A 25,874-nucleotide genomic window follows, 5' to 3' on the forward strand; every position below is an offset into this window, starting at 1 on the left:
CCGGTGAACTGGAAACTACCGTCCCATGAGATTTACCAACCGCGACCCGGTTGCGCATAGACCTCGCGCTCAAGAACGGCGGCTCGACGGAAGATGTTGCGGATAGATTTGAGCTCCGCATCGCTGGCCGTGGACATATTCTCTTCAAGGACCTCGAGAGCCTGCTGAACACTGTCAACATACTCGGGGTCGGAATACACCTCCACCCAGTCCGCAATCGTGGAATCCCCATCAACCAGCGATTTTCCTTGCAGAGTCAGCTCGGCTGTAACCCACATTTCGGCGACGATACTGGTTACGGCGACCCGATATGGATTGAAAGCGCTACAGGAAGAATGCACGTCCAGCAAAAGCTGCGTGATGGTTGTCGGCTCGATGTCCTCGAGCGCCGAAGAAGCCTCTTCCAGCGTGTTATTGCTCAATTCCAACGCACGCACCAGGGCTTCCTGCGCGACCGATGACCACAGAACCTGTTCCTTTGGGCAGGGTGCTTTGGTCGCCAGATGTGACAGGACTGGGAAAACTTGGTGTAAGTACCAGGCCTCTTGAGCGACGAAGAAGTTGGTTTCTTCCGAGGAAAGGTCGCCGCGGAGCATCGTGGGTACGCTGAACATTCCGCCAATCTCGGCAATGATGTCTTCGATATCCCGCCACAGCTGGGAAGTAAAGGGTCCCGCCGGAGCAATCTGGAGTGAGCGCCCGAAGAAAGATTCCAACTCTTTTGGCGATTGCGCAGTGTCAGTGCCTTCGATGGCTCCTGGGGAAAAACTGGAGTTCAGATGTACTGGTTGCATTCGCCGAAGCGCGACCTTTTCCAGGCGACGAGCCCTGTGGCCGTGGTCAATGGGGCCGTGCCCCTGGCCGACGTTGAGGTTATCCGAGAAACGAATGGACTCGCTGAGCCAGCGCGTAGTCCAGCGCAGGGCATCATTGATCGCAGAGCCTCCACCAATCCGTGTGGCGAGAGCAGCGGACAGCGAACAACCCGTGCCATGGGTGTTCTCAGTGTGAATGCGGGGAGAAGAGCTGAAGAAAACCTGGCCATCGGGGGATGCCACGGCATTTCCGGCTTCCTCATCACTTAAGTGACCAGCTTTTGCAATCACGATGACATCGTTCTTGCCCGCGAACTCCAGCGCCTGCTCAATCAGCTCAGTGAAGTCGCTGGCCTCCGGGGCGTCGGCAAGCAACGCCAGTTCGGGAACATTCGGCGTGATGACGGTGGCTTCCGCGACCAAGTCCCGCATTGCATCCATGGCATCTTCGTCAAGCAGACGGTCGCCGGAGGTAGCGACCATAACCGGATCGAGAACAACCACGGCTGGCTTGGTCTCCTGAACCCAGCTGGTGACGGCCTGCGTGAGTTCTCGTGACCCCAACATGCCAATCTTCACCGCGTCGATGGTGACATCCTCAGTCACAGCAGCCAGCTGCTCGACGAGGAAGTCAACAGGTGGGGTGTGGACGGCACGGACGCCCACGGTGTTCTGAGATACCAAAGCGGTGACCACGCCCATGCCATAACCACCGGCGGCAGCAATTGACTTTAAATCGGCATGCAGTCCAGCCCCACCGGTTGGGTCTGTGCCGGCGATGGAAAGAACTCGTGGCACAAAATCAGGCTTCGCCTTCAATGGAAATGGCATCTCAGACCCCTTTTAACTTCAAGAGTGTGAAGCGACAGACTTCAACACTATGCTTCAACCTCGGAGCGGTCGCCAGACCAGAGGGTGTGGAAAGCGCCCTCGCGGTCAACGCGCTTGTAAGTGTGTGCACCGAAGTAGTCACGCTGCCCCTGAACCAGCGCTGCCGGCAGGCGCTCTGCACGCAGGCCGTCATAGTAAGCCAGCGAGGAGGAGAACACCGGAGCCGGGATACCCATTTGTGCTGCAGTGACAACAACATCGCGCCAGGCGTCGAGGCACTCGGTGACCTGGTCACGGAAGTACTCGTCGAGTACCAGCGCCGGCAGCTCCGGATCGCGGTCGTACGCTTCCTTGATGCGGTTCAGGAACTGAGCGCGAATGATGCAGCCACCACGCCAGATGGTTGCCAGCGCACCGCGGTCAATTTCCCAGCCGTACTCCTTGGCGCCAGCGTTAATCTCATCAAAGCCCTGCGAGTAGGCAATGATCTTGGAAGCGTAGAGAGCCTTACGGACGCGTTCCACAAAAGCATCGCGATCTTCCGGGGCCTTAGCCAGGCTTCCCGACGGCAGGTTGCGCGCAGCCTTACGCTGAGCAAGGGAAGAAGACAGGGCGCGAGCGAACACGGCCTCGCCAATACCAGTTACCGGAATGCCCAAGTCCAAAGCGGCCTTTACTGTCCAACGGCCAGTGCCCTTCTGTCCAGCGGCATCCACGATGACATCCACCAGCGGCTTGCCGGTCTTCTCATCGACCTGAGAGAGAACCTCAGCGGTGATCTCGACCAGGTAGGAGTCCAGGTCTCCCTTATTCCACTCGCGGAAGATATCTGCAATCTCGGCAGGGGTGAGGCCAGCGGCCTCGCGCAGCAGGTGGTAGGCCTCGCCGATGACCTGCATATCCGCGTACTCGATGCCGTTGTGGACCATCTTCACGAAGTGGCCAGCGCCATCGGAGGAAATGTGTGTACAGCACGGAACGCCATCAACGTGAGCGGAGATGGACTCCAGCAGCGGGCCGAGGGACTCGTAGGACTCCTTCGTGCCACCCGGCATAATGGATGGGCCGGTCAGAGCGCCTTCCTCACCACCGGAAATACCAGTGCCAACGTAGTGCAGGCCACGGGCGCGAATAGCCTTCTCACGACGGATGGTGTCCGTGTAAAGAGAGTTACCGCCATCAATGATGATGTCGCCGGGCTCCATCACGTCGGCAAGCTGATCGATGACCGCATCAGTAGCGGCACCTGCCTGAACCATAATCAGAGCGCGACGCGGGCGCTCCAGCGAAGCGACGAACTCTTCGATGGTCTCGGACGGGATGAATGAGCCTTCATCACCGTGTTCAGCGATGAGGGTGCGAGTTTTCTCCGGGCTGCGGTTGTACACGGCAACTGTGTGTCCCTTGTGGGCGAAGTTGCGCGCGATATTCGAGCCCATGACGGCGAGCCCGACGACACCAATTTGTGCGAGTTCATTGTTATCGGTCATGCCCACCATCTTAAAGCCTGGCCAGGGTTCGTTGTATCTGGGACTCAGAATTTGTTACTGGTTTTAACGTTAAAACTGCCACAAGTGATGGCGTGCGCTGGCACAATGTTTGGCATGGCTGACGAGACTATTGCGAATAATGGCAGTTCACAGGACTCTAACTCTGCAGATTCCGCCGCCGAGCAGGCGAAGAGGAAGGGGCTGCGCAAGTATATGACACTGGTGACGAAGGCTAGCCAGGAAGCCTTGAGCGATGAGGAGCTGGCTGTTTTTAACAGCACCTTGGGCGATAACGGAATCGGCGGTCTAGATACGCTGCTGGGCACGAAGTTTGTCCATGTCGGGCCGGAGCGAATTCAGATGGAGCTCGCAGTCGGGCCCGACCACCTGCAACCGTGGGGCCTAGCCAATGGCGGTGTTTACTGCTCGCTAGGTGAGACTGCTGGCTCTATTGCTGGTTTCGTTGCCTGCGGTGCGAAGAAGCCGGTCGTCGGTGTGAACAACAACACCGATTTTTACCGCTCCGCCCGGGCCGGCGAGGTAATTGTCACTACTGCGGAGCCGGAGTACCTGGGGCGCACCATGCAACTGTGGCGCATTGAGCACACCCGCAAGGCAGATGAAAAACTGCTGGCCCGCACCAACCTACGAATTGCGGTACTTGACAAGCCGCTGTAGCAAATCGTCATAGGTGGTAACGGGCCAGATAGGGAACTCGCAGGTGGTTAACCTTGGTTAGCTGTTTTCTAACCTAGCCACCTGCAAGTTAACTACTTGTTCTTATTTGCGCGGTGCTCGCGGCGGGTGTCGCGAACTTCCAGAGGCAGATCCTGCTCAGCCTTGTCCTTGTTGAGCTCGGCCAGGCGATTGATTGCATTGCGTGCGTACATCTGCTGGCGGGTGGAAACCATCTGCCAACGGTTGCGGTCCAGAACATTCAGACCCCAGCTGACGCAGGAGACGAGACGGTTGCGGAAGCCCACCAGGAACATCAGGTGGACAGCCAGCCACAGGACCCAGCCGATGAAGCCGGAGACCTCAACCTTGCCCATCTTCGCCACTGCAGAGAAGCGGGAGACGGTTGCCATGGAGCCCTTGTCGAAGTACTCGAACGGCTGGCGCTCCGCGACATCGCGGCCGTCTGCCTCGGCAGCAATGTTCTCAGCGACATACTCGCCACCCTGAATAGCAACCTGAGCAACACCCGGCAGGTTCTCGCGGTTGGACATGTCGCCCACGACGTAAACGTTCTTGCAGTCACCAGCTGTCATGTCCTCGTTGACAACGACGCGGCCAGCGCGGTCGGTCTCGGCGCCGGTCTGCTCGGCAATCATCTTACCCAGCGGGGAAGCGGACACGCCGGCAGACCAAATCTTGCAGAACGACGGGATGAACTCCTCGGTTTCATCCTTCATGTTCTTGTAGGTGACGCCCTCTTCATTGACGTCAGTGACCATCGCGCCCAGCTTGACGATGACACCCATCTTCTCCAAGGACTTCTGAGCCTTACGGCCCAGACGCTTGCCGAACGGCGGCAGAACCTGCGGTGCGCCGTCGAGCAACACGACACGTGCAGCGTGCGGGTTGTAGCTGCGGTAAGACGATGCGAGAGTGCGGTTAGCCAGCTCGGCCAGCTGACCAGCAAGCTCAACGCCGGTCGGGCCAGCACCGACGACCACGAAGGTCAGCAGACGCTCGCGCTCGGCCGGATTGTCGGTCAGCTCGGCGCGCTCGAATGCGCCAATGATACGAGCGCGAATCTCGAGTGCATCGTCGATGTTCTTCATACCCGGAGCAAACTCGGCAAAGTGATCATTGCCGAAGTAGGACTGGCCAGCGCCAGCGGCGACCAGGAGGTGGTCGTATTCCCACTTGGAAGTCTGGTGACCCAGTTCGGAAGTCACGACCTGCTTTTCGACATCGATGTCGGTGACATCGCCCTTGACAACACGAACGTTCTGAACACCGTCGAAGATGGTGCGAGTAGACGGTGCGATTTCGCCCGAGGAAAGGATGCCCGTTGCTACCTGGTAGAGCAGCGGCTGGAACAGGTGGTGGTTAGTGCGGTCGATGAGAGTGACGTCGACCTCGGCGTCCTGCAACTTCTTCGCCGCGAACAAGCCACCGAAACCCGAACCGATGACGACCACGTGCGGACGTCCGGAGTGCGGGCGGTACGGAGTCTCGGTCATGTATTTTCTCCTCACAGACTTTAAAGTTCTCGAAGTTTTGATTCGGCTTTTAGCCGGCAAGCCACAATAGTAATCCTCTCGGTGCGCCACCGCCTATTCTGGGTCCCTGCGCGGTAGGATTCGAGAGCAAACTCAGTTCGTTATTCGTACCTTTATGCGGCGCGATTGTTAGGAGGTTCGGGCAGGGTGAATTCGGCAAGCCGGCAGGCAATTGACGCAGAGCGATGGCCTCGGGTTGCGCGTATTCCAGAGGGGCGTTTCTTAGCGAAACGTGCTGACGTAATGGAGCGCTCATTCGAGCGGCTCTGCCAGAACAACGGCATTGAACTGGTTGAATCCGGCGAGTTTGTCGGGGAGTCCTTCATTACTCGGTCGACGAGTGACGCCGATTTGGCTATCGACGGTGTCGGTGGCGCCAGTTCCCGCAGTGACAGTGAATCTCCCGATGATTCCGTCACATTGCGTCCAGTCGTTTTCAGCGTCATTGATCCTGTTTTCTATTCTCGACTAGCTGATTCAGAATGGCTCGGATTGGGGGAGTCCTATCTCGCGGGCGAGTGGTCCAGTGATGACTTGCCAGAGCTTCTCAGCCGACTGCTCAGCGCCGAGTTTGATATTGCCTCGTCGGGGCCGCTGGCACGTGGTCTGATGAAAGTCGCGCGTTCACGCCCGCGTCTCGATGGGCCAGATATGGCGGGAGAGTTGCCGACCTCATTGCTGGAGCTTTATTCCGGCGAATTGCTGATGGGTGGTTCTGGCCTGTTCGCCTCCGGAGTGCGAACCTCGTCGCGTGAACAGATTCCCAACTATGCCCGCGGTGCGGGCAAGGGTGGGGTTCCCTCGCACTGGTCAGTTGACGTGACTTATGTCGATGCCCCAAAATCCGTCGCACGTGCTGATTTTCTGCATGCCCAGGTGCGCAATATTGAGCACATGCTCGATCTCGCTCGAGTGCGGGCTGGCGACCGTGTAGCCGAATGGCCGTCGGCAGGCGGAGAAATTGCACTTCGAGCTGCAGAAAGGGGAGCGGGTGCGGAGGTTATTACCGTCTCAGATGACCACACCGGCACGGTGCTGGAACGGGTGGAAAAGGCTGGATTGCGCGGCGCGGTAGATGTAATCCAGATGGATCGCAACATTCCGTCGCCACGCGAATTCGAGTCTGACTTCGAGGCGGTTATCAACGTCGGGCGTCTGGAGACCTTCGGTCGTGCAGGTGCGCTGCGCTGGCTGAAGAGCGCCGAGCGTCTGCTTGTCGATCGCGGCACTATCGTCGTCCAAATGGTGGTAGCTACGGACAAATTCGACGCGCTCTCCGAGCGTAGCTTGGACCTCGTACGCGCTTACGTGTGGCCACAGCTGCAACTTTTCACCATGGAAGAGCTGCGCAAGATGGTTGACCGGGAAACCGGTCTGCGCATCGCGGCGGAGGAATACATTCCTTCGCACTTCGCGACGACCTTGCAGCTCCAGCGCGATTTATTTGCAGCTCATGCGCGTGAAGCCGCTGGTATCGGCTACGACAGAGTGTTTCGGAGGATGTGGAATTACTACCTGTCGCTGTTTGAAGCGCTCGTGCGTGCAGAGAAAGTCACGCTCGTGCAGGTCGAACTCGTGCATGCGCCACGCAGGCCTCACTAGCAGCGGGCAGCTCCGGACGCGCTGGAAATTCGCTAGATAAATAGAGCCTGCAAAAATAAATCACGTTTTTAGGCAAAACCACCTCAAAGGCGGTGTTTAGGGTCTAAAAACGAAACTATGAACGCACAGAGCACCACACGTACTGCAGACATTGTTGTCGTCGGCGCCGGACTTGCCGGATTGGTCGCGACGTATGAGGCCACGCAGGCAGGTAAGAAGGTCATCCTTGTCGATCAGGAGAATGCCAACAACCTTGGCGGACAGGCTTTCTGGTCGTTGGGAGGAATCTTTCTCGTCGACTCGCCAGAGCAGCGCCGCCTAGGAGTCAAGGACAACCGCGAGCTCGCTGAAGCTGACTGGTTCAACTCCGCGCAGTTCGACCGCGAGGAAGACAACTGGGGGCGCAAGTGGGCCAAGGCCTACCTGAACTTCGCGGCGGGGGAGAAGCGCGACTACCTCCGCAATCTCGGCGTGAAGTTCCTGCCTGTCGTCGGGTGGGCTGAGCGCGGTGAAGGGCGTGCCGACGGTCACGGTAACTCGGTACCCCGATTCCACTTGACCTGGGGCACAGGCCCCGAGATTGTCCGCGTTTTCGCAGAGCCGGTCGCTGAAGCTGCGAAGAAGGGGCTGGTGGAATACTGCCATCGCCACCGCGTTGATGAGGTGATTGTAGAAGATGGCCGCGCCGTCGGCGTGCGTGGCAAGATTCTGGTTCCCTGTGAATCTTTAGAGCGAGGAGTGGCGTCGTCACGCGAGGAAACAGGGGAAGACTTTGAGATCCACGGGTCGGCCGTGTGCATTGCGACGGGCGGTGTCGGTGGCAACCTGGAAGCCGTGCGTAAGTGCTGGCCGACCGAGCGCCTGGGCGAGATGCCGAAGGACATGGTTTGCGGTGTGCCAGAGCATGTTGACGGCCGTGGCATTGAGATTGCAGAGCAAGCCGGCGCAAACCTCGTCAACCGTGACCGCATGTGGCATTACACCGAGGGCATGAAGAACTGGAATCCAGTGTGGCCGAACCACGGTATCCGTATCATCCCGGGACCGTCGGCCATGTGGTTCGACGCAGAGGGAAACCGCCTGCCTGCGCCGTATATTCCGGGCGCGGATACTGTCGGCACGATGAAGCACATTCTGGCTACCGGACATTCCTACTCCTGGTTTGTGCTGAATAAGAACATCGTGGCCAAGGAGTTTATCTTCTCTGGCTCAGAACAAAATCCGGATCTGACGGACAAGGAGATTAAGAAGCTGATTGGCAAGGTGACCTCTGGTGTCGCCGCGCCCATTCAGGCGTTTATGGATAACGGCGAAGACTGGGTGGTTGCCGACGATTTGCCGAAGCTGGTCGAGGGGATGAACGAGATCGTGGAAGCGAGCTCGGGCGGAGAGTCTGGTTCGGGCAGCGAGTCCGGAGCTGCAGCGCCGAAGATTGACTTGGAGAAGCTTGAGGAGCAGATCCGTCAGCGCGACATGCAGACCGGCAATCCCTTCTCCAAGGACTACCAGGTCAATTACGTCAACGTGGCCCGGAACTTCCTCGGGGACAAAATCATCCGCTCTGTGCCGCCATCACCGATTTTGGATCCGAAGAACGGCCCGCTGATTGCTATTCGTCTGCGCATGCTGACCCGCAAAACGCTCGGCGGCATTGAGACGACCCTCGACGGTCAGTGCTTGCACCCCGACGGAACTCCCTTTGAGGGGCTCTACGCCGCAGGCGAGGCCTCTGGTTTCGGTGGCGGCGGCGTCCACGGCAACAACGCACTGGAAGGCACATTCCTGGGCGGCTGTATTTTCAGTGGCCGTCAGGCAGGCCGCGCGATGGCGGAAGTGGTTAAGTAGCTACCGCATACCGGCACGGTTCGGTGGAAGAATCCGCGACTACTCCAGCCCGATGGAGAATGCACTTTCCAGATCGTGCTGAGAGTAGGTGCGGAAAGCCAGCTGAGTCTGAGTGCGAATGACGCCGTCGACCTTGCTGATGAGGTTTGGAATGATTTCCGCCAAATCATCGTGGTTAGTTGCGCGCACCACGACGACCAGGTCCCAGTCGCCAGTAACGGAGTAGACCTCAGTCACGCCGTCGATCTCGACGATGGTCTCGGCGGCCTCCGGAATCTTGTCAGCTTCGACATCGATGGACACAATTGCGGTAATCAAACTCATGGCTGCCTTTCCTCGGAGTTTAAACGTGGGGCCCGCTGAGTAGCGTGGCCCGGACCGCAAGATACGCAAGATTACTCAAGATACTGCGGCCCGGAATTTCATTTCTGTCACGATTCTACTGATTTCCAGGAAACAGCCTGGAGGATCCTGACGAAAGGCGGTAAAAAGGGCGCTATGACACAAACCGCATTTCAGTCCAACCCAGTCCAGCTTTCCGGCGACCTGCCCCAGGTGGGCAACAAGGCTCCGGAGTTTACCCTCACCGGTGGCGATCTCGGGGAGGTCACCAAGGAGATCTTCGCTGGTAAGAAGGTCGTCTACAACATCTTCCCGTCTGTAGACACCGGTGTTTGTGCAGCTTCGGTGCGTCACTTCAACGAGGACGCTGCTGGGCTGGACAACACCGTCGTGGTTAATGTTTCGCGTGACCTGCCGTTCGCTCTCGGCCGCTTCTGCGCTGCAGAAGGCCTGGACAACGTTGAGGTTGCCTCGGATTTCCGCCACGGTTTCGGCGAAGCCTTCGGTGTTGTCCAGCAGGATGGCCCGCTCGCAGGTCTGCTTGCTCGTGCCGTAGTCATCACTGACGAAGAGGGCAAGGTTATTTACAACCAGCTGGTCGATGAGATCACCACGGAGCCGGACTACGACTCCGCGCTGGCTGCGCTGAAGTAATTAGCTAACTAGCTCGCAGCAGCAAGTAACCAGCTGGAATCGACGGGGCTCGTCGGCGGTCTCGCTAGGCTGTTGCCTGGCGCACTTCGCCGACGAGCTCTTCTAGTACGTCCTCCAGTGCAACGATTCCGTTGACAGAGTTCTTCGAAGTACTATTTCGCTCTGTCACCAAGGCGAAGTGAGCTTGCTCGCGCTGCATAAGCCGCATGACCGATTGGAGCTTGGCGTTCGGGCTGACGGTTGCGAAGGTGCGAATCAGATTCCGCGGGAAGGTCTGGTCGCGGTGACCGTCGTCAAGCGAAAGCAGATCCTTGACGTGAATGTAGCCGATGAAGCTGCCGTCGGTATCAGTGATGGGGAAGCGGGAAAATCGCGTGCGTGCGCTGAGCTCTTCGATGTCGGCGACAGTGGTGTCGGGGTCAATGGTGACGAGGGTGTCGAGTTCCATAGTGACGTCCGCGGCGGTGAGATGCTCGAAGCCGAGAGCTTTGTGAAGGAGTGCGAGCTCGTCATCGTCGAGAAGCCCCTGACGCCCGGACTCGGCGACGAAATCCTGTACCTGACTAGCGGTGAAGGAGGAATCGACCTCGTCCTTCGGAGTGGCGCGAAGAACCTTACGAACCACGATGTTCGAGGTCGTATTCATCGCCCAGATAACCGGGTTGAGTAGCCGCACAATCACATACAGCGGAATAGCCACGAACTTCGCTGTCGGGCTGGGGGCCGCAATAGCGATGTTCTTCGGCACCATTTCGCCGACAACCATGTGTAAGAAAGTGACGATCAGCAGCGCCAACACCAGCGCAACCACGTGGGCGGTGCCCGCGGGGAGTCCAAGTGCTGTCATGTAGGGCTCGAAGAAGTGTGCAATTGCAGGCTCACCGACGGCACCGATGAGCAGGGAACAGGCGGTAATGCCAAGCTGTGTTGCCGTCAGGGAGGCTGACACGTTTTCGATACCGCGCAGCGCGTACTTTGCGCTGGTAGAGCCGCTGACGGCATCCGGTTCAATTTGGTCGCGGCGAGCCGAGACCATCGCAAATTCAGTAGCGACAAACCAGGCATTGAGGGCTAACAGCAAAATAAGAGTAAGTAGTGGCATGATTTAGCCCTCCTGTTCGCTGTTGTGCTCGACGTGGTTGTGACTGGTGCCTTCCTGATCGGCGCCTTCATCCCTGTGCGCGACCTTGTTGCCGACGCGGTCCACCTGGACACGAATACGGCCAACGCGGTGACGCGCCATGCGCTCTACTCGGAAGGCGACTTCAGCGGTGGTAGGCAAGTTTTCCTGATCGAGGTTTTCGTGGTCGGTGGCTTCGACCGTGACAGTGTCGCCGAAACGCGGCATGCGATCTAAGCGCTCGGTAATAAATCCGCCAATCGTGTCGGATTCGTCGCCCTCCGGCAAAACCAGATTCAGAATCTCTCCCAGCTCATCCGGGCGCATGAGACCGGAAACAATCACCGTATTGGGGCTAATCCGGCTGTAGAGCAACGAACGATCGTCCTGTTCGTCATCGATTTCACCGACGATTTCCTCAACGAGGTCCTCCAGAGTCACGATGCCGTCCGTGCCACCGTACTCATCGACGACAACCGCGAACTGGTATGCATCCTCACGCAATTGACGCATCAGCGGATCAAGTGTGGTCGAATCGTTCACCACGAGTACATCTTTGGCCAGGCTCGCAGCTGACGTCGTCAAGCGTTGTGCGTGTGGCACGCTGAGCAGGTCTGTGTAGTGCACCACGCCGCGAATGTCGTCGACACTATTGCCAACGACGGGGAAGCGTGCATGTCCAGAATCTGCGACGACCGTCAGCATCTCTGCGACGCTTTGATCTTCGATAAAGATAATCTGCGTGCGTGGCGTCATCACATCAGCCGCCGTGCGCTCGCCGAACTCAATCGATCGCGCCACCAACTCGGCGGTCTGCGGGTTAATCTTTCCTTCATCGCTAGAGTGCGTGACGACGGCACGGAGTTCCTCCGCGGTTCTGGCACTGGCAACCTCTTCCTCAGGGGAGAAGCCGAGCCGTTTTAGTACCCAATTAGCCGCGCTGTTGAGCAGCCAGACCAGCCAGCCGAATGCGAACATGAAGGCATTCTGCGGCCTGACCACGAGGTTTGCGACTTTCGTGGGCTCGGCGATGGCCCAGTTTTTGGGAACGAGTTCGCCAAAGACCATTTGAGTGAAGGTTGCGATAATGAAAGCGCCCGTAGTGCTGATTGCAGTGACGGTGGCGGGAGAGACGCTAGTGCCACCAAAAGCGGCTTCGAGGAGCACGCCGAGGGAAGGTCCGGTAAGGAAACCAGCGACGAGGCTGGTGACCGTAATTCCCAGCTGTGCGCCGGAGAGGTTAGTAGAGGGGCGTGATAGAACACGGTCTACTAAATATGCGGACTTTGAGCCGGAGTCTGCGGCCTTCTTGACGTCGTTTCTGTTAACCGTGAGGTAGGAAAACTCGACAGCAACGAAAACTGCGTTGGCGAAAACGAGGAAAAGAAAAGCTGCGAATACAATGAGCGCGGATACAATCACGCGGCATCACCTGGAGTGTTTGCTGCGTTCGCTGAGGATGTTGCGGTTGCTACGGTTATTGCGCTTACTGCGGCTACAGAGAGCCCGTTTACCTTGGCTCGAGGCTCAGGGTCGTCGGACGAGTCAGCTCTATCTGACGTGTCTGACGTATCGGGTCTGTCGGAGCTACTGGATGTGTCTGAGAAATCAGGCATGAGGGAATTTTACTAAAAATTCCTGAATAGCCGTGTAGCGAAAATCAATTCTTTGCTGAGTGGGCATGGCGGTGCGGGTTGGCGGGACAGTCTGACTGACTGGCTGGCTGGTTAGGCCTGACGACAATGGCGCATCGGCGGTAATGGGGAGAGTAAGCCCCTAAGGCCAAAATGTCATAATGTATATTATCGGACAAATATTGACAGTGGTTAGGTCTGGAGGTTTCTGAATTTCTAGGGCTGCCACGTTTTCCGCCCCGTTCTACCTTGACGCTTGATCCATGCTGTCGGGCTTATTGTTCATTGGTCTTGGTGTCTGCTACAAGCTCATCCGCGTTGCGGACGGCAATCTCTTCCCGCAGTCGCTTGTTCTGCCACAGCGTCATGCCAATCAGAAATATGCCAACAGCCATGAGCCACCACACGCCCTTGTAGGCCACGAATGCAATGAAGATAATCAGTAGCGCCATTCGCACCTTTCGTGCGAGCAACATTGCTTCGTAGGTGTTCATATCGTTGTGGCTCCCAACTGGCCTATCAGAATTGTTTTTGGCGGGACCTCTGCGGTGTGTGACTAAATGGATTTATTACGTCACAGTGACGAAACGGGGCATATTTTTGCTGGCTAGAAGCCTCTTTTAAATTCGTTCTCGTGCGATCCATCTTTAGATGGCCGTGCCTGCTAGCCGAAACCTACGCGTCCTGCTTCTCCGCGACAATGCGTAGATTGAGTTCGCCGTTCTCCTCGATGGATGCAGCTACAAACTGTGGCAGGCGCACGTTGTAATCCAGGCGGTTGATTGGCAAGGTGCCCGACAGCAAAACCAGGTTTTCGGTACGAGCGGCCTTCATTGGCACGGTGACATCATTGGTGACACCGCGAATGGTCAGGCGTCCCGGAATCTCGATATTTGCCCATTGGCCGTTATCTGGAATGCTTGAAATATCGAGCGGCTCTGCAAGCTCAAACTTAGCTTCTGGGTACTGCTCAACGCTGAAAATATTGTTGCGGACATTGATGTCACGACGTTCAATATCGCTAGTCAGAGTTGCCATGTCAACAACAACGGATGCGTCCTCAAGGTTGTCGTTAGCAACCTTCAGCTCGCCAGTGACATCGTGGGTGGAACCGGACGTCGTCCGCCTACTGCCTGGCAGCACCTCGTTAAAAGTAAAGCCAACGGAGGTGTTCTGTGAGTTATCGCCACCGACAATCTTCCAGGTGCCATTCGCGTCAGTCGTTGCTGCAGGCAGCTCGTTAGCCTCGAAATCCCCAGTACGCACCCCTTCATGCGTGAAAACGCGATACAAAACTGGTCCCACAATAACAATTGCGAGCGCAACAACTGCAACGGCTATCAAAGTAATAATTGATTTACGGACACCAGAATTCATAGTGCTCATCCTATCCTTTTAATCCGCTATGGGATAAACCGTTCCACCTCACGCGTTTTCATAATCAATTCCTGCGTAATCTCCTGTAGGACGGCGGTCTCCATGTCGTCGTCAAGCGCGGTGCGCAAGTCTTCGGCGAGACAACGTACTTCGAAGAGCCCGTCCCCTATTCGCTTTACGACGTCATCGTCCGCCGGGCTGCTCGTGGCATCGGCGGTCTTCAGCGTGAGATCCGAATTGATTCGTTCGGCAATCGGCCTGGAGGCGCCTTTTGCTACGCCGGTGCGTTTTTCATACGCGCGCTGCCGGCAGGCTTGGCTGCAGAATTTGCGCCGGCGACCGCGGATGGCGACCTCCATTTCGCGGCCACACCACTGGCAATTGGCGATAGTTGTGCTCGGCTTTTGATCTGACACAGAAGTCAATTATGGCATTAATGCTGACTAAGGCGTTATAATGTGTGGTCTAGTATTTCTACCAAAGGGGGCACGTTCCACATGGCAGATCGAGTTCTTCGTGGCAGTCGCATGGGCGCCGTTTCGTATGAGACCGATCGCGATCATGACCTCGCGCCGCGAATGATGGTCCGCTACCGCACTGAATCCGGTGAGATCTTCGAGGTCCCATTCGCGGATGACGCGGAAATTCCAGGTGAATGGCTGTGCAAGAATGGCCAGATTGGTGAGCTGGTTGAAGGCGAAGGCACCGAAGCCAAGCCGGTGAAGCCGCCGAGGACTCACTGGGACATGCTCCGTGAGCGTCGCTCCATTGAGGAGCTCGATGTGCTGCTGGATGAGCGCGTTGACTTGCTGCGCAAGCGTCGTCGTAACGCCGCTCGCCTGCTGAAGGCTCAGAAGGAAGCCGAAGAGGCAGAGAAGAACGCTTAAGGTTTGAGCTGGTTAGGTTCGAACTTTAGAGCTTTGTGGCCGTCGATCAAACACTGAAATTCGGGTCCGGATAAGGTTTTGCTCCTTATTCGGGCCCGTTTTTCGTTGGTGGCTGGCTGCGGCGGGCCGAGCCGAGTTACTGACTGCATTTATGACAAAAATGGCCTGAAAAATGGCCTGAAACTGTCATAAACTAAGTCAGTTTCACATTTGCAGCCTGCAGTCATACAGGCAGCCCGTATTCATACGTGCAGCCCGCAATTTTTGTGGTTGCAATTTTTAGGGTTGCCCTACTTGCGGAATCGCTGCTTAAACTCGTGACCAGCCAGGCGACCAATCTCCGACCCCAGGTTTTTTACCTGCTGTGAGCGGTGCTTGAATCCCCACTTGGTGACCTGCAGCAGAGACTGCTTCACAAAGCTGCCATCCATCTTGGACTCGCCGTATTCGCGCTCAGTAAAGGTGATCGGAACCTCTTCCACCAGGAAGCCCGCCTGCACAGCCTCAAAGGCGAGCTCGGTCTGGAACAGGTACGCAGCCTTGCCAATGTTCTCGAGATCGAGGGTCTCGAGAACTTCCCGTCGATAAGCACGGTAGCCAGCGGTGATATCCGAGATGCCTGCGCCGAGCGCCAGCGAGATGTAGAGGTTGCCGCCGCGGGAGAGAACCTGACGGCTCATTGGCCAGTTGACGGTCTTGCCTCCCGGAATGTAGCGGGAGCCGATGACGACATCGGCGCCGTCCTCGAGCTTCTCCAGCAGCAGATGGAACTGCTCTGGTGCGTGGGAGCCGTCGGCATCCATCTCGCAGAGAACCTCGTAGTCGCGCTCGAGACCCCAAGCGAAGCCCGCGCGGTACGCACCCCAGAGACCGCCCTTGCCCTCGCGGTGCAGGACGTAGATGTGCTCTTTCCCGTTGTTGTCCGCCTTGTCAGCGGCAGCGATTTCATCGGCGAGCTCTCCGGTGCCGTCTGGTGAAGAGTCATCGACAACCAAAATGTCGACGCTCGGCTCCGCTGCGCGCAGGCGTGCGATCACGCCCGGCAGGTTTTCCCGCTCGTTGAAAGTGGGAATGACAACCAGCGTCGACTCATTTAGGGCAGTCACTCGTGATTCTCCTTAGTGCATATTCTGCTCAGTATCCCGGCCATCAACTTCATCTGCGCCTGCCCTGGCATCTCCGCCACGGCGACGCAGGACGGCACCAACCACACAAAGAATACCGAATGCAGTCAGTAGACCTTCAATCCACATCCCGAAGCGGGCTGCAAAAGTCAGGTGGGAGTACTGAGGCAAAGTCTCGGTGAGCACTTTCTGTTCGAAGATTTTGCTTTGCTTTACGACGTCTCCGTGCGCATCCACAATAGCGCTCACACCGCTGGTTGCGGCGACAGCCGTGGAGCGTTGGAACTCCATGGCTCGCATGCGGCTCATGGCCAGCTGTTGGTAAGTCATATCGGTGAAACCGAAGGTGGCGTTATTCGTGGGTGTGGCAAGCATGGTTGCGCCGTGGTTGACCGCGTTGCGGAAGGCACCGTCGAAAACCACTTCGTAGCAGGTCGCCAGGCCCAGGTAGACCTTTTTTAAACCATCGGTGCCAGGTGTTGTGACCACAGCATCGCCGTTGCCCGGGGTCATGTCTCCGGCGTGAGCGACCATGTCGGAAAAGTGACGGAGTAGTTCGCGAAATGGCATGGTCTCGCCGAAGGGCTGAAGATAGATTTTCTCGTGTTGGTCGCCGGGGCCGGTCTTTGGGTCCCAGACCACCATGGTGTTTTGCACCCCATTGGCGTAGGTAAAGGTGCCGACCACGATGGGGGCGCCAATATTCATCGCGGCATTTTCGATAATGCGTGCCGCTTCCCCATCCGTAAACGGGCTGACATCGGAGGAGTTTTCAGGCCAGATGACGATGTCCGGCTGCTGTTCCTTACCTTGGTGGACACGTCGTGCCAGTTCATTGGTGGCATCGGCGTGGTTTTGCAGTACTGCGCGGCGCTGGGCATTGAACTCTAAACCGAGGCGAGGAACATTGCCCTGGATAACCGCGACACGGGCGTTGTCAGCGGCCGTAGGTTCAGGCAGTGGTTGGGTCCACGCAGGAAGAGCCCAGCCGACGATTAACGCCCCCACCAAAAGCGCAGCGGAGGTTGCGTAGGAACGTAGCGTGAGCGCGACCAGTCCCGCACCAACGCAAGCAGCGAGGAAAGTGACCAATGCAGTGCTGCCGATTGCCACTGCTGGGGACAGCGGGCCGTCGACTTGCCCCCAGGCAACGCGGAGCCAGGGGAAGCCTCCGAAAGGCCAGCGGGCCAGCAGCGTCTCCCCTGCCACGAGCGCAGCGGCCATGCCAGGGAGCTTCAGCGCGAGGGGGAAACTGGATTGGGCAATCAGCCACATCGCAAGCGCCGCCGGAATTGTGAGGAGACCCAGCACAATTGAGAGCGCCACGTAGGGGCCAATACCGACGAAGGAGCCGATCCACGGCAGTGAGAAAAGCGCCGTCGCTGTTGCCCAGCTGAAGCCCCCCACTACGCTGGATTTCCAATCGGCTGCGCAGAAGAAGGCAAAAATGAGCAGGGCGAGGCCGACCCAGGCGGTCCACCACCAGCTCAGGGGTGCGTAGCTTAAGAATTGCAATCCACCAGCGAGGATTGCAATGAAGGCGAGAAGGAGGCGCTGCTTTAGTGGGGTAAGCGCGCGAAAGCGCGCCTGCCAGCGACTCGGATTCTCCGGAGTGTCTTTCGAAGCGTCTTTCGGAGCAAAGTCCCCGTGCTCGCTGGAGCGCGCTTGACGGTTAGTGTGCACTTGTATAAAAGAACTCTCTACGTCCGCGAGTATTCGAGTTAGCGCTTGTCGCTGTCGTCCTGGTCATCATCCCAGGCGTTGTCCGGCGCCGGTGGCACGATTTTATCCTGTGGGAAGCTCTTGCCATCCGCGCCCGGGAAACCACCAGAGAATCCAGGGAACCCCGAAAAGCCGCCAGCACCAGCGCCAGCTCCTGGAGTACCTGGGTTCATGCCGTACTGAGAGACCACCATCATGCTGCGGTCACTGAAGTTGCGGAGTCCGTTGAGCAGCGCCACCGATCCGCTCTTACGAATCAGCCAGCGAGTCGGCGGTAGCACCATGAGGAAACCAACAACGGTGGTGACGACGCCCGGCAGGGCAATCAGCCACGAGCCAACCAATAGAATTGCCGAGTCGGCCACAAAGTGTCCCGCGCCCTTTGCCGAGCGCTTGATTGCCTCCTCCGGATGCTTCTGTCCGTACTCGGTAAGAGTACGAGAAGTATCCAGCAGCAACTTCTGGTAGATGCGCTTGAACTCGATAGCGGCGAAGACCAACCCCACAATGAACAGGCCCAAAACCAATAGGACGGTCCAGCCGTAGCCAATCCATTCACCGAGTGCGATAAAGGCCGCAATCTCGACAATGAGGTAAATAATTGTGAACCACTTGCTCATAGTTCCCCAGTGTAACCGCCACTAGATGAGCAAGTGGTTAGGGCTATCGGCCGGTTCTCTTGTCGTCATCTAGCCGGCTGTAGCGGCAAGTTAGATGACGACTAGCGCTCGCCTACCGGTCAGCTCGCTCCTCCAAGTCGCCCTCTGTATCCAGGTAGGTCTGGCGCAACAGATCCATGCGTTCCTGGTCAGGGTTTTCCCACATACCGCGCTCGGCGGCCTCCATCAGGCGCTCGGAAATATCGTGCAGAGCCCACGGATTCGACTGTTCAAAGAACTCGCGGTTTTCCGGGTTCGCAACGTACTCGTCGGTAAGCGTTTCGTACATCCAGTCATCCATGACCTGTGCCGTCGCGTCGTAGCCGAAGAGGTAATCGACCGTTGCAGCCATTTCGAAGGCACCCTTGTAGCCGTGGTTACGCATGGCTTGCATCCAGCGTGGGTTGACTACGCGGGCTCGGAAGACACGTCGCGTTTCCTCGTGCAGGGTGCGGGTGCGCACGGCGTCCGGGCGCGTGGAATCGCCCACATACGCCTCTGGAGCGGAACCCGTCAGCGCACGGACCGTGGCGATCATGCCACCGTGGAACTGGAAGTAGTCATCGGAGTCGGCGATGTCGTGCTCACGGGTATCGGCATTCTTCGCGGCAACCTGAATACGGCGGTAGGCCGTCTTCATATCGTCAGCAGCCTCTTCCCCATCGACGCCGCGACCATAGGCGTAGCCGCCCCAGGTCGTGTAAACCTTCGCCAGATCCGCGTCATCGCGCCAGGAACCGGAATCGATTAGCTGCAGCAAACCAGCTCCATAGGTGCCCGGCTTGGAACCGAAGATACGGCGCGGACGCTCCTGCTGGTCGGCCTTCGCATGTGCGCGCACGTAGTTGTCCTCATCGGATTCATCAAGCTTGACGACGAGCTGAAACGCATCATCCAAAAGGTCGATAACATGCGGAAACGCATCACGGAAGAAACCGGAAATACGGACGGTCACGTCAATGCGCGGGCGTCCCAGTTCCTCTAGCGGAATCGGCTCAAGGCCGACGATACGGCGAGATGCGTCATCCCACACCGGATGCACACCAATCAGCGCGAGCACCTCGGCGATGTCATCGCCGGAAGTACGCATTGCGGAAGTGCCCCACACCGACAGGCCAACCGACTTGGGATACTCGCCGTGGTCGGCGCGATAGCGCTCAATCAGACCATCGGCGAGGTTGACACCGGTTTCCCAGGCCAGGCGTGACGGCACCGCCTTGGGGTCTACCGAGTAGAAGTTGCGGGCAGTCGGCAGTACGTTGACCAGACCGCGCAACGGCGAGCCGGAGGGGCCAGCCGGAACGAACTCGCCGTCCAAGGCCGAAAGAATGCGCGGAATCTCCTCGCTGGTAGCGGCCAGGCGCGGGAGAATTTCGTCGCGGGTGAACTGCAGCAGCTCGACAACCTGATCGAGGCCGTTCGGTACCGCGATATCGGCAAATTCCTCGGAGCCGAGAACATCAGCCGCGATCTGTGCCACTGGTTGGTCAGGATTCTTCACCACGGCGGTTACCAACGCCGTAGCCAGTGCATCGATGGAGTCCACAGTGTGGCGCTCGTCGGTGCCGTCCTCGGCCAGGCCGAGAGCTTCGCGCAGGCCCGGCAGCGTCTGCTTGCCTCCCCACAGCTGGCGGGCGCGCAGCATGGTGGTCACAGTGCCGATCAGGGATTCGTCTTCCGGTGCCTGGCTGAGTACGTGGAGGCCACCGCGGATGGCGACGTCCTTAATCTCGCAGAGCCAGCCGTCGACATGCATGAGCATGTCATCGAAGACCTCCTCGTCCGGACGCTCGTCCCAACCGAGGTCGCGGTCCATCTTCGCGGCGGTCAGCAGCGTCCAAATCTCCTGGCGGATAGCCGGCAGCTTGGCTGGGTCCATGGCGGAGATGTTCTGGTGCTCGTCGAGAAGCTGCTCCAGACGGGTGATGTCGCCGTAAGATTCGGCGCGGGCCATCGGCGGAATGAGGTGGTCGACAAGCGTGGCGTGAGCACGACGCTTGGCCTGTGTGCCCTCGCCCGGGTCGTTGACCAGGAAGGGGTAAATCATCGGCAGCTCACCGATGGCAGCATCCGGGCCACAGGAGGCGGAAAGACCGACGGTCTTGCCCGGCAGCCACTCCAGGTTGCCGTGCTTGCCCATGTGAACCACGGCATCGGCGCCGAAACCGCCCTCCGACTGCGGCAGCGACAGGAAGCGGTAGCAAGCCAGGTAGTGATGCGTCGGCGGTAGGTCTGGATCGTGGTAGATACCCACCGGGTTGTCACCGAAACCGCGCGGTGGCTGCACCATGACCACGACATTGCCGAAGGTCAGGCCCGCAATATAGATGTCCTGGGTATCCGGGTGGACGTACAGAGTGCCCGGCGCGGCACCCCACTTGTCCTGCATGTCGGAGCGGAGTTCCTCCGGCAAGGTAGCGAAGAACTTCTCGTAGGTCGCAGCGGGCAGGCGGAGCTCGGCTGCCTCCATAACTTCCTCGGTCAGCCAATCCGGGTCCTGGCCGCCGGCATCGATGATGGCGTGCATGAACGCATCTGGTTCATCGGCGCCGTCCTCGGCGGTGGCGTATCCGGGGATTTTGGTGGTGTCGCCGAGGTTGTATCCGGCGTCGGCAAGCGCGTGCAGCACCTCTAACGTGGATGCTGGTGTGTCCAGGCCGACGGCGTTGCCGATGCGGGCGTGCTTGGTCGGGTACGCAGAGAGCATGACGGCGATGCGCTTGTCAGCGTTGTCGATGTGGCGAAGTGCGGCGTAGCGGGTAGCGATGCCGGCGAGGCGGTCGCAGCGCTCAAGGTCAGGGACGTAGGAAATGAGCTCGTCGGAGTCGATTTCCTTAAACGAGAACGCGACCGAGATGATGCGGCCGTCGAATTCGGGGACGGCGACCTGTGTTGCGACGTCCAGCGGTGACAGACCCTCGTCGTTGTCTTCCCATGCCGCCTTGGAGGATGTCAGAGCCAACCCCTGGATGATGGGGATGTTGAGGTCTGCGAGTGCGGCGACATCCCAGCCGTCGTCGTCCTGACCGGCCTGTGCGAGTGCCGGGCGGTTGCCACCAGCGGCGAGCACCGTGGTGATAAGCGCGTCGCAGGATGCCATCTCTGCTAACAGTTCATCGCTGGCGGTGCGCAGGGACGCGGCGAAGATGGGCTTGGCGACGTAGCCGCGAGCCTCGACTGCGTCAGCGAGCGCCTCAATGTAGTGCGTATTTCCAGCCAGGTGTTGGGCGCGGTAATAGATAATGCCGACGGTGCCACGCGAATCTTCCGTGGCCACCTTGGAGTCGCGCTCCAGGAAACCCCAGGCCGGCATGCGAGTGGGCTCTTCAAAGCCAAGACCGGTCAGAAGCAGCGTGTCCGACAGGAAATTGTGCAGCTGTGCGAGGTTTTTCGCGCCGCCTTCCGCCAGGTAGATGTGCGTTTGCGTGGTGACGTTTGCGGGAACCGTCGAGTACTCGGTGAGTTCGGCATCGGGCGCCTGCTCACCCGAGACGAGGACGGTGGGAATACCGGAGTTCACAAAGTAGTCGATGCCGGATTCCCAGGCGCGGCGGCCACCGAGAAGTCGGATGATGACGACATCGGCGCCGTCGGCAAGCGTGGGCAAATCATCGTCGAGCAGACGCGCCGGGTTTGCCCAACGGTAGGACACCTCCGGGTTGGCCTGAGCGGCCGCGCGGGCGGACAGAAGGTCGGTATCCGAGGTCGACAGCAGCAGAATCACGGTGTAGTCATTCACTTCCTGGGGAGCAACGCGTCCCCGGTCGGCGGGAGTCTGCCTTCTAACCGATGACGAGGTCTGACTGTGACAGTGGCGCGACCGTGCGGATTTTCACCGAGCTTCTCGTCAGTGGCATGGCAGTGGATTTCTTCATCACTCTACTGCAGCGTCTATTGCTAGAGTTCCAGCGACTGCTCCGCAGGCTGATCTGGGAAGTGGGACCAGAGGAAGTCGGTGGCATTAGTCAGTTCCGCGAGCATGGGAACGATATGGTTTAGGCCTGTCTTCGGCAGCAGAGGCGAAGTCGTGTTTTCGACGTACTCCAGGTCGGCGAACCCGAGATTCAGCCAGGCATCACGTAGCTTGCGGACCTGGTTGATGGGGATGATGTCATCGTGCTCACCTGAGTAGAGGTACACCGGGGCATTCGGTACGAAATTGCCGACGCGCTGGCGTGCGAGTTCCTTCTGCACCGGCTCGTAGCGCTTAATCATCTCGCTGAGCGACTCACCGCTGGTGGTGTACTGGTCAGTGGTCTCAAACGAGTGATGGAAACCCAAGCCGCCCGCGCAGTAGTTGCCAACGTTGTCCAGCAGTTCTTTGCCTTCAGGGCTGATTTCTTCTTTGAGGACACGGCGCAGCTCCGGATCTTTATCCAGGACAGAGTTGATTGCCAATGCAATCGCGGCGGTCAGGGTCGTGCCATCAATCTGGTCGAGGACGTTTGCGAGGTCGGACGGCGGGCCGCCGGTGGCAGAAGCGGCGACATTGAGCTCCGGGGCGTAGACACCTGCACGCTCAGCAGCTGCAGCGGCTGCGGAGCCACCCTGGGAGTAGCCATAGATTCCCACGGGCGCCTTTTGATCCACGCCTAGCTCGTGGGAGGCAGACACGGCATCAAACAGTGACTGTGCCGAGGCGATATTGTCGACGTAGTCCTGGTTGCCCTGGTCATTGCGGTGGTGGTCAATCATCACCACAGTTGCACCTCGCTTCAAGTTCGCGACCATCGGAATCGTCTCGTATGGAGCAATAATGTCCATCGGACCGAACTCAATCTTCAGCCCGGTCTGCGAGGAGATCGACGGGTCGCACTTTTCCGCGCCACCCTGCGTGCCCGGCGCGATCGCCACGACCGGACGCGGACCGCTGCCCTTCCACTCTGTCTTCGGAGTTACCACAATGGCCGTGTCCACACTGGGATTGCCGAGGGAATCCGTGGAGTTGTAGTGAATACGCTTGGCATCCACATTCCACAGCTTGCCGTTCACCATCATCTCGGCATCCTCGCTGTTGACTAGCGTGCCGGCATTCGCCGCGCGCGACGGGGTCAGCGGCAGAGAATTCAGCGGAGAGACTGCGGCCACGCGTGCCTGTTCCGGGGTCAGCTGCCTGCCTGTGCCCTCGTTGCCAGACTGCTCATCGTCCTTCTCGATGCCGAGTAGCCTCTCTACATTCGGGTTCGGTACATGACCGAAACCAGGCAATTCGCGGTTTGCACTTGACGACGACACTTTATCCGCCAGCCCACTATCTGACAGGCCCGGCACGCTTAGTGGCTGAGCGTTTGCAGGTGTAGCCAGGCCGATGGTCATAAGACCCGCAAGCGCTACCCCGATTCCCGTTCGGGTTGTGCGACCGTTTCGTCGTGAAGCAGCGCGCGTCTGTGTTGAGGCATGGCCGATGCCGGCGGTGCCGTGTGTGAGTGCTTCAGCGTCGTGATGTGGCATGAAATCTCCTGAATAACCCCAGATTGAAAACCCAATGAAGACTTCCCTTAATTCGGCGGAAGTTAGGTTATGGAAATAATAAGGTTTTGAAAAAGGAAATCGGTGGATTTAGTGAAGAATTTGTATGTTTTTTGCACGGGGCTATCAAAACTCCACTTCAGAATGGTTTCGTTGGGCTGAAAAGGTCCGGATAATAAGCCCCTGTTTTCGGGGGCTCAGCTCTGTGCTTGTTTGCGTATTCTTGGAAGTATGACTGCATCTGATCAAGGAGCTCGCACTCGTCAGGACGGTTGCCCCGGCACCCGAAAGGTTCATATCGCAGCTGATGGCGCAATTGGTCGCCTTCGCTTCCCCGGAGGCTTCCTTCCCGCGCCGGGCTTTGCCGTACTCGCCGATTTGGCCGAGAATTTCGGCGACGGCGATATTCACTTCACTTCTCGCGGCAATGTTCAGATCCGTGGCATCACTAACACCGGCGCATTCGCCGATGCCGCAGAAGAGGAAAAGCTGGTTCCCTCCACGAGCCACGACCGCGTGCGCAACGTTCTTCAGTCGCCACTGTCCGGTCGCGTCGGCGGCAAGGCCGATGTCCGCGACCTGATTCAGGATTTCGACGCGGCGCTCATTGCGGAGCCGTCGCTTGCAACACTTCCTGGCCGCACGCTCATGGCTTTCGACGACGGCCGTGGTGATGTCCTCGGTGAGCGCCCCGACTTCGGCGTTGTCGCCCACGATGAGAACACGTTCGAACTCATCATTGGTGGCGCGACCTCGGGGATTGTCGTCTCGCGTGACGACGTCGTGGAGGCTCTAATCACCACAGCGAAAGTGTGGAATGACAGCCGTCGCTCGGCTTGGCGTATCGCCGAAGCAGATGCGGCCGCCCGCGTTGCCGATGGCGTAGTCGACGAACTGGGCGAGCGTGTCCGTCGCCAGGAGCCGACCCCGGCTGAGAACTTCGATGCCACCGCCGGGCTGTCCCGCCAGATCGGTTGGATTGACCAGCCGGATGGGTTGGTTAGCCTGGCCGCTGGTCTGCGCTTTGGCGTCCTCCCGGCGCGTTTGGCCCGAGCTATCTCGCACACGCAGGTTCCAGTCCATATCACTCCGTGGTATTCGCTGATCCTGCACGATTTGGAAGAGGAAGTTGCCGAACAGGTTGTCAAGGTTTTGGCGCCCAATGGCCTAATCTTCGACCGGAAGTCCACCTGGCTGCGCGTCAGCGCCTGCACCGGTCGCCCCGGTTGCGAAAAGTCGCTGGCTGACACCCGAGGTGATGCCGCTCATGCAATTGCCGATGACCGCCTGCCCGAGGGGCGCGTGCACTTTTCTGGTTGTGAGCGCCGCTGCGGCAAACCCAAAGGTGGTTACTTCGACTATCTCGCCACCGGGGACGGAGAATATGAAGTCACTGCTGTGGACTAGGCTTTAAGCCTATGAAGCGCTTTGAGTACAACACCGACGGTGCGGATATTTACCGCAACTCATTTGCCATCATTCGCGAAGAAAGCGATCTTTCCCGCTTCGACGCCGATGAGGAAATCGTCGCTGTCCGAATGATTCACGCAGCAGGTCAGACCGACTTGGCTAAGGACATCGTCTTGTCCGCGGGAGCTGTGCGCGCAGCCCGCCAGGCTCTCGAAGAAGGCGCTCCTATTTTCACCGATGTCAACATGATTGCCTCGGGTATTACCCGCAAGCGCCTACCTGTCGACAACGAGGTCATTTGCCTGCTGCGTGATGAGCGCGTCCCCGAACTGGCTCAAGAACTCGGCACCACTCGCACGGCTGCTGCCGTGGAGCTGTGGAAGCCTCGACTAGAGGGAGCGGTCGTCGCCATCGGTAACGCTCCCACTGCCCTCTTCCACCTGCTCAATCGCATCAATGAGGGATCCTTCCCCATGCCCGCTGCCATTTTGGCCATGCCGGTCGGCTTCGTTGGTGCGGCCGAATCCAAGCAGGCCACAATCGACTCCGGTGCCGACAACCCGGAGCTGAAGTACATCACCGTCACCGGCCGTCGCGGCGGCTCGGCTATCACCTGTGCTGCCCTCAATGCCATCGCCACCGCAAAGGAGATTCTCTAAACC

At 58.5% G+C, this 25,874-nt stretch carries 21 protein-coding genes; 7 read left to right on the forward strand and 14 right to left on the reverse strand.

All coding sequences use genetic code 11. The features are described from left to right. Positions 1-32 precede the first annotated feature (32 nt). Both HMPREF3011_RS04590 and gndA read right to left on the reverse strand, forming a co-directional pair. On the reverse strand, positions 33-1,646 hold the full coding sequence (locus HMPREF3011_RS04590; protein WP_070841230.1) for a bifunctional hydroxymethylpyrimidine kinase/phosphomethylpyrimidine kinase: 1,614 nt from the start codon (positions 1,644-1,646) through the stop codon (positions 33-35). Between the two features lie 47 nt (positions 1,647-1,693). Further along, on the reverse strand, positions 1,694-3,136 hold the full coding sequence (gene gndA, locus HMPREF3011_RS04595; RefSeq protein ID WP_210401640.1) for an NADP-dependent phosphogluconate dehydrogenase: 1,443 nt from the start codon (positions 3,134-3,136) through the stop codon (positions 1,694-1,696). 114 nt (positions 3,137-3,250) lie between these two features. On the opposite strand from gndA, the gene HMPREF3011_RS04600 reads away from it, so the two are divergent. After that, a complete protein-coding gene (locus HMPREF3011_RS04600; RefSeq protein ID WP_224786555.1) occupies positions 3,251-3,814 on the forward strand; it encodes a PaaI family thioesterase in 564 nt (187 codons plus the stop codon). Between the two features lie 92 nt (positions 3,815-3,906). Here the strand turns inward: HMPREF3011_RS04600 and HMPREF3011_RS04605 are convergent, their stop codons facing one another. Beyond that, the gene (locus HMPREF3011_RS04605; RefSeq protein ID WP_070841232.1) at positions 3,907-5,328 is read right to left on the reverse strand and encodes an NAD(P)/FAD-dependent oxidoreductase; all 1,422 of its coding nucleotides are present in this window, start codon (positions 5,326-5,328) and stop codon (positions 3,907-3,909) included. 186 nt (positions 5,329-5,514) lie between these two features. Here HMPREF3011_RS04605 and HMPREF3011_RS04610 point away from each other — a divergent pair, with 186 nt between their 5' ends. Continuing rightward, the gene (locus HMPREF3011_RS04610; protein WP_070841233.1) at positions 5,515-6,969 is read left to right on the forward strand and encodes a class I SAM-dependent methyltransferase; all 1,455 of its coding nucleotides are present in this window, start codon (positions 5,515-5,517) and stop codon (positions 6,967-6,969) included. Positions 6,970-7,086: 117 nt separating this feature from the next. After that, the gene (locus tag HMPREF3011_RS04615; protein WP_038625529.1) at positions 7,087-8,814 is read left to right on the forward strand and encodes an FAD-binding dehydrogenase; all 1,728 of its coding nucleotides are present in this window, start codon (positions 7,087-7,089) and stop codon (positions 8,812-8,814) included. Between the two features lie 39 nt (positions 8,815-8,853). Here HMPREF3011_RS04615 and HMPREF3011_RS04620 read toward each other — a convergent pair whose 3' ends face one another. Beyond that, positions 8,854-9,138: an Lrp/AsnC family transcriptional regulator gene (locus tag HMPREF3011_RS04620; protein ID WP_005511316.1), complete on the reverse strand. Its 285-nt coding sequence runs from the start codon at positions 9,136-9,138 to the stop codon at positions 8,854-8,856. Positions 9,139-9,312: 174 nt separating this feature from the next. Here HMPREF3011_RS04620 and tpx point away from each other — a divergent pair, with 174 nt between their 5' ends. After that, positions 9,313-9,810 carry a thiol peroxidase gene (tpx, locus tag HMPREF3011_RS04625; protein WP_070841234.1) on the forward strand — a complete coding sequence of 166 codons (498 nt, stop codon included), beginning with the start codon at positions 9,313-9,315 and terminating at the stop codon, positions 9,808-9,810. 64 nt (positions 9,811-9,874) lie between these two features. Here tpx and HMPREF3011_RS04630 read toward each other — a convergent pair whose 3' ends face one another. From HMPREF3011_RS04630 to HMPREF3011_RS04650, 5 genes are all read right to left on the reverse strand, one after another. After that, positions 9,875-10,912, reverse strand: coding sequence for a hemolysin family protein (locus HMPREF3011_RS04630; protein ID WP_070841235.1), 1,038 nt, complete (start codon positions 10,910-10,912; stop codon positions 9,875-9,877). A 3-nt stretch (positions 10,913-10,915) separates the two neighbouring features. Beyond that, positions 10,916-12,352, reverse strand: coding sequence for a hemolysin family protein (locus HMPREF3011_RS04635; protein WP_070841236.1), 1,437 nt, complete (start codon positions 12,350-12,352; stop codon positions 10,916-10,918). Positions 12,353-12,839: 487 nt separating this feature from the next. Then, positions 12,840-13,058, reverse strand: a complete 219-nt coding sequence (locus HMPREF3011_RS04640) for a hypothetical protein (RefSeq protein WP_070841237.1) — start codon at positions 13,056-13,058, stop codon at positions 12,840-12,842. A 181-nt stretch (positions 13,059-13,239) separates the two neighbouring features. Beyond that, positions 13,240-13,950 (reverse strand): YceI family protein, encoded by a 711-nt coding sequence (locus HMPREF3011_RS04645; protein WP_049181060.1) that lies wholly within the window; start codon positions 13,948-13,950, stop codon positions 13,240-13,242. A gap of 17 nt (positions 13,951-13,967) precedes the next feature. Continuing rightward, the gene (locus HMPREF3011_RS04650; protein ID WP_083327068.1) at positions 13,968-14,357 is read right to left on the reverse strand and encodes a hypothetical protein; all 390 of its coding nucleotides are present in this window, start codon (positions 14,355-14,357) and stop codon (positions 13,968-13,970) included. 81 nt (positions 14,358-14,438) lie between these two features. Here HMPREF3011_RS04650 and HMPREF3011_RS04655 point away from each other — a divergent pair, with 81 nt between their 5' ends. Beyond that, positions 14,439-14,828 (forward strand): RNA polymerase-binding protein RbpA, encoded by a 390-nt coding sequence (locus HMPREF3011_RS04655; RefSeq protein WP_005511311.1) that lies wholly within the window; start codon positions 14,439-14,441, stop codon positions 14,826-14,828. Positions 14,829-15,118: 290 nt separating this feature from the next. Here the strand turns inward: HMPREF3011_RS04655 and HMPREF3011_RS04660 are convergent, their stop codons facing one another. From HMPREF3011_RS04660 to HMPREF3011_RS04680, 5 genes are all read right to left on the reverse strand, one after another. Then, entirely contained in the window at positions 15,119-15,934 is an 816-nt protein-coding gene (locus HMPREF3011_RS04660) for a polyprenol monophosphomannose synthase (protein WP_070841239.1), read from the reverse strand. A 12-nt stretch (positions 15,935-15,946) separates the two neighbouring features. Then, on the reverse strand, positions 15,947-17,635 hold the full coding sequence (gene lnt, locus HMPREF3011_RS04665) for an apolipoprotein N-acyltransferase (protein WP_070841240.1): 1,689 nt from the start codon (positions 17,633-17,635) through the stop codon (positions 15,947-15,949). Between the two features lie 38 nt (positions 17,636-17,673). After that, complete coding sequence (locus tag HMPREF3011_RS04670) at positions 17,674-18,294, reverse strand: FxsA family protein (protein ID WP_049181058.1); 621 nt, start codon at positions 18,292-18,294, stop codon at positions 17,674-17,676. Between the two features lie 112 nt (positions 18,295-18,406). Further along, positions 18,407-22,057 (reverse strand): cobaltochelatase subunit CobN, encoded by a 3,651-nt coding sequence (gene cobN, locus HMPREF3011_RS04675; protein ID WP_070841241.1) that lies wholly within the window; start codon positions 22,055-22,057, stop codon positions 18,407-18,409. A gap of 173 nt (positions 22,058-22,230) precedes the next feature. Next, positions 22,231-23,784, reverse strand: coding sequence for a lipase family protein (locus tag HMPREF3011_RS04680; protein ID WP_070841242.1), 1,554 nt, complete (start codon positions 23,782-23,784; stop codon positions 22,231-22,233). Positions 23,785-24,033: 249 nt separating this feature from the next. Between HMPREF3011_RS04680 and cobG the strand changes: the two genes are divergently transcribed. After that, positions 24,034-25,209: a precorrin-3B synthase gene (gene cobG / locus HMPREF3011_RS04685; protein WP_070841243.1), complete on the forward strand. Its 1,176-nt coding sequence runs from the start codon at positions 24,034-24,036 to the stop codon at positions 25,207-25,209. 11 nt (positions 25,210-25,220) lie between these two features. After that, on the forward strand, positions 25,221-25,871 hold the full coding sequence (locus tag HMPREF3011_RS04690) for a precorrin-8X methylmutase (protein WP_070841244.1): 651 nt from the start codon (positions 25,221-25,223) through the stop codon (positions 25,869-25,871). The last annotated feature ends 3 nt before the right edge of the window (positions 25,872-25,874 follow it).

Origin of the sequence: Corynebacterium sp. HMSC074C04 (assembly GCF_001838295.1) — a bacterium.
Classification (GTDB): Bacteria; Actinomycetota; Actinomycetes; order Mycobacteriales; family Mycobacteriaceae; genus Corynebacterium; species Corynebacterium amycolatum.